General features: G+C 47.3%; 3 protein-coding genes. All 3 read right to left on the reverse strand.

The features are described 5' to 3' along the window. Positions 1-98: 98 nt before the first annotated feature. The 3 genes from B7Y67_RS15685 to B7Y67_RS15695 are packed head-to-tail and all read right to left on the reverse strand — an operon-like array spanning position 99 to position 2,257. A complete protein-coding gene (locus B7Y67_RS15685) occupies positions 99-335 on the reverse strand; it encodes a TIGR02450 family Trp-rich protein (protein WP_293599436.1) in 237 nt (78 codons plus the stop codon). Continuing rightward, entirely contained in the window at positions 325-708 is a 384-nt protein-coding gene (locus tag B7Y67_RS15690) for a hypothetical protein (protein ID WP_293599437.1), read from the reverse strand. The genes B7Y67_RS15685 and B7Y67_RS15690 overlap by 11 nt, the downstream gene beginning before the upstream one ends. Continuing rightward, positions 671-2,257, reverse strand: coding sequence for a rhodanese homology domain-containing protein (locus B7Y67_RS15695; protein ID WP_293599438.1), 1,587 nt, complete (start codon positions 2,255-2,257; stop codon positions 671-673). Before B7Y67_RS15695 ends, B7Y67_RS15690 begins: the two co-directional genes overlap by 38 nt. Between the last annotated feature and the right edge of the window lie 26 nt (positions 2,258-2,283).

Consider the following 2,283-nt stretch of genomic DNA (forward strand, 5'->3'; position numbering starts at 1 on the left):
TTAGCTTGAACTGCTTACTGTACTTGCTCATAAAACAAAACCCCCTTGGTTGGACATAAGGTCCAACTTTTGGGGGTCAGTTCATACGGGTGGCTTTTTTACACCCAGCCTTGGAGCCAGATCTCTGTATTTTTTAAATCACGCCAGGCAATTACCTGAACGCTCTTATCAAATACGGCCTCCAGCTCAACCAGCTCAATGGCAGCTTCTGGTAACTCCGGCAAAATGACTTTACTCACCAGAAAATGTTTTCGTTTGTGTGTCGGCTTTACAGCAGTCCACTTAGTCAGAAGCAGTTTCTTGGGGTTGAGGGGGTTGTGTTCTTTAGAGGGCATTGCACTTCAGTTCTTTTCCGCTGCTGATCAGTTTGCCTGAGCTGGGCGTAAAGATTTGGCTGGACTCCTGAATTTGTCCTGGGCACTTCAGATCAAAATAGCTCAGAGGGCCAAGGCTTCCACAGTAGCCATATTGAAGATCCTGAAACTGCATCTGCGCCTTTTTCAAAATCATCGTTGATTTGGACCCAGCATCATCTATGCATGACCAGGTGGTATACGTTTCTCTTCCGCAGGCTGAAAGCCCTAAGGCAAAAACTAATAGGATGATTTTTCTGAACATTGGCGGCATTAAAAGAGGTGGCGCCAATAAGGCGCCACCATTCAGATCAGATTTAAAGTACCCAGAAGTGATGGGTGCCATCCTTGCCAAGTTGCTCTACCAGTCCAAACTCCCAGTCTAGGTAAGCTTGCATAGCAGCGGGATCTACGCTGGTGCCTTCGTATGGGCGCTTGTAACGATCCATCGGAGGGGACGCTAAGTGGGTAGGACCCTTTTCCATCTCAAGGCCCGCATCCATCCATGCCTTATTGCCACTGGATAAAACAAATACACTAGCCTTTGTTAGCAACTGAATTTCATTGGCAGCAAATACCGCTAGTTCACCGGTAGTACTCGTAAGTACATAACGATTTGCTGTTGGTAGATTTTTCATAGCAGTGGAAAACTGTGAGCGTAGTGCAAACCAGCCACCCGGAATATGACCTTTTACATAATTTGCATGGGTACTAAGATCTATCACAATCGTGTCACCATCATTTTTCAACCATGCAGAAGCAGTGGTTGCATCCACCGTTTGAATCTTTGGTGATGCTGGTAGGGCCTGCTTCCATGGGCCTTTCTCAGTCAGATCAGATTCTTTGATGCCATCAATGACATAGACATCCCATGCCATCTGTGCAAGCCATGAGGCGGGCATGTTTGCTCTAACGCCGCCCGGGTCGGATAGAACAATGCGAGCGCCTCGAACAGGCACAACCATTTCTGTTTCTTGTACCAATTGACCGCCTGGCGTTGAGCGAAATCCAGGAAGATGTCCTGCCTCATATTCTTCAGGTGTTCTTGGATCAAAGAAATAAGTAGTGCGATCAGTTTGGGATTTCCACTGCGCGATATCTGCAAGCGTTACTCGCTTCACTCCCGCTTTGTCAGCAACACTACGTGCGCGTTGTGCGGCTTCACTAGCAGTGCTATCACTCACCTCTGTAAATTTGCGACTTTGGCCCTTATCCAGCTCTTGACCAGCCAAGGTCCAGCCAATAGTGCCATTACGTAATGCATTCACCTCATTGGGGATTCCTGCATTGATCAAGGACTGTGTACCTAAGATGCTACGCGTTCTCCCTGCGCAGTTCACGATGATCTTGGTCTTTGGGTTAGGTGCGAGCTCAGGAACGCGCAAAACCAGTTCGGCGCCAGGCACGCTAATACCAGTAGGGATGCTCATGGTTTGATATTCATCAAAGCGACGCACGTCAACCACTACAACATCTTCTTTGTCATCAAGCAACTTCTTTACTTCTTGCGCGGATAGGGAGGGCGTATGTCTTTTGGATTCTACAAACTCCCCAAAAGATTTGCTGGGCACATTCACATCTTTAAATACTTCACCGCCTGCAGCTTTCCATGCCTTTACTCCGCCCTGAAAAACGGATACATCCAGGTAGCCAAGTTCAGAGAGTCTCTGTGCTGCCAGCTGCGCGGAACCTTCGCCATCATCGAGCGTAACGATTGGCACATCTTTTCTGGGAAGCTTGCTAAGGGCATCAACTTCAATACGGGATAGCGGAAAATTAGCTGCAAATAAAGGATGCTCCTGAGCATGAGGATCTTCTTCGCGCACATCAAGGAATGCAACCTCTTCTTTTTTGAGGAGCTTATTGCGAACAAAAGCGTAGTCTTGATTTTTGATGGACATCATTCTTTTTCTATATTGATTAAGGGGGT

It is taken from the genome of Polynucleobacter sp. 35-46-11 (assembly GCF_002281105.1).

Excerpts from the sequence above, each read along its gene's own strand:
- B7Y67_RS15685 (WP_293599436.1), bottom strand. The coding sequence starts at position 335 with ATGCCCTCTAAAGAACACAACCCCCTCAACCCCAAGAAACTGCTTCTG.
- B7Y67_RS15695 (WP_293599438.1), bottom strand. The coding sequence starts at position 2,257 with ATGATGTCCATCAAAAATCAAGACTACGCTTTTGTTCGCAATAAGCTC.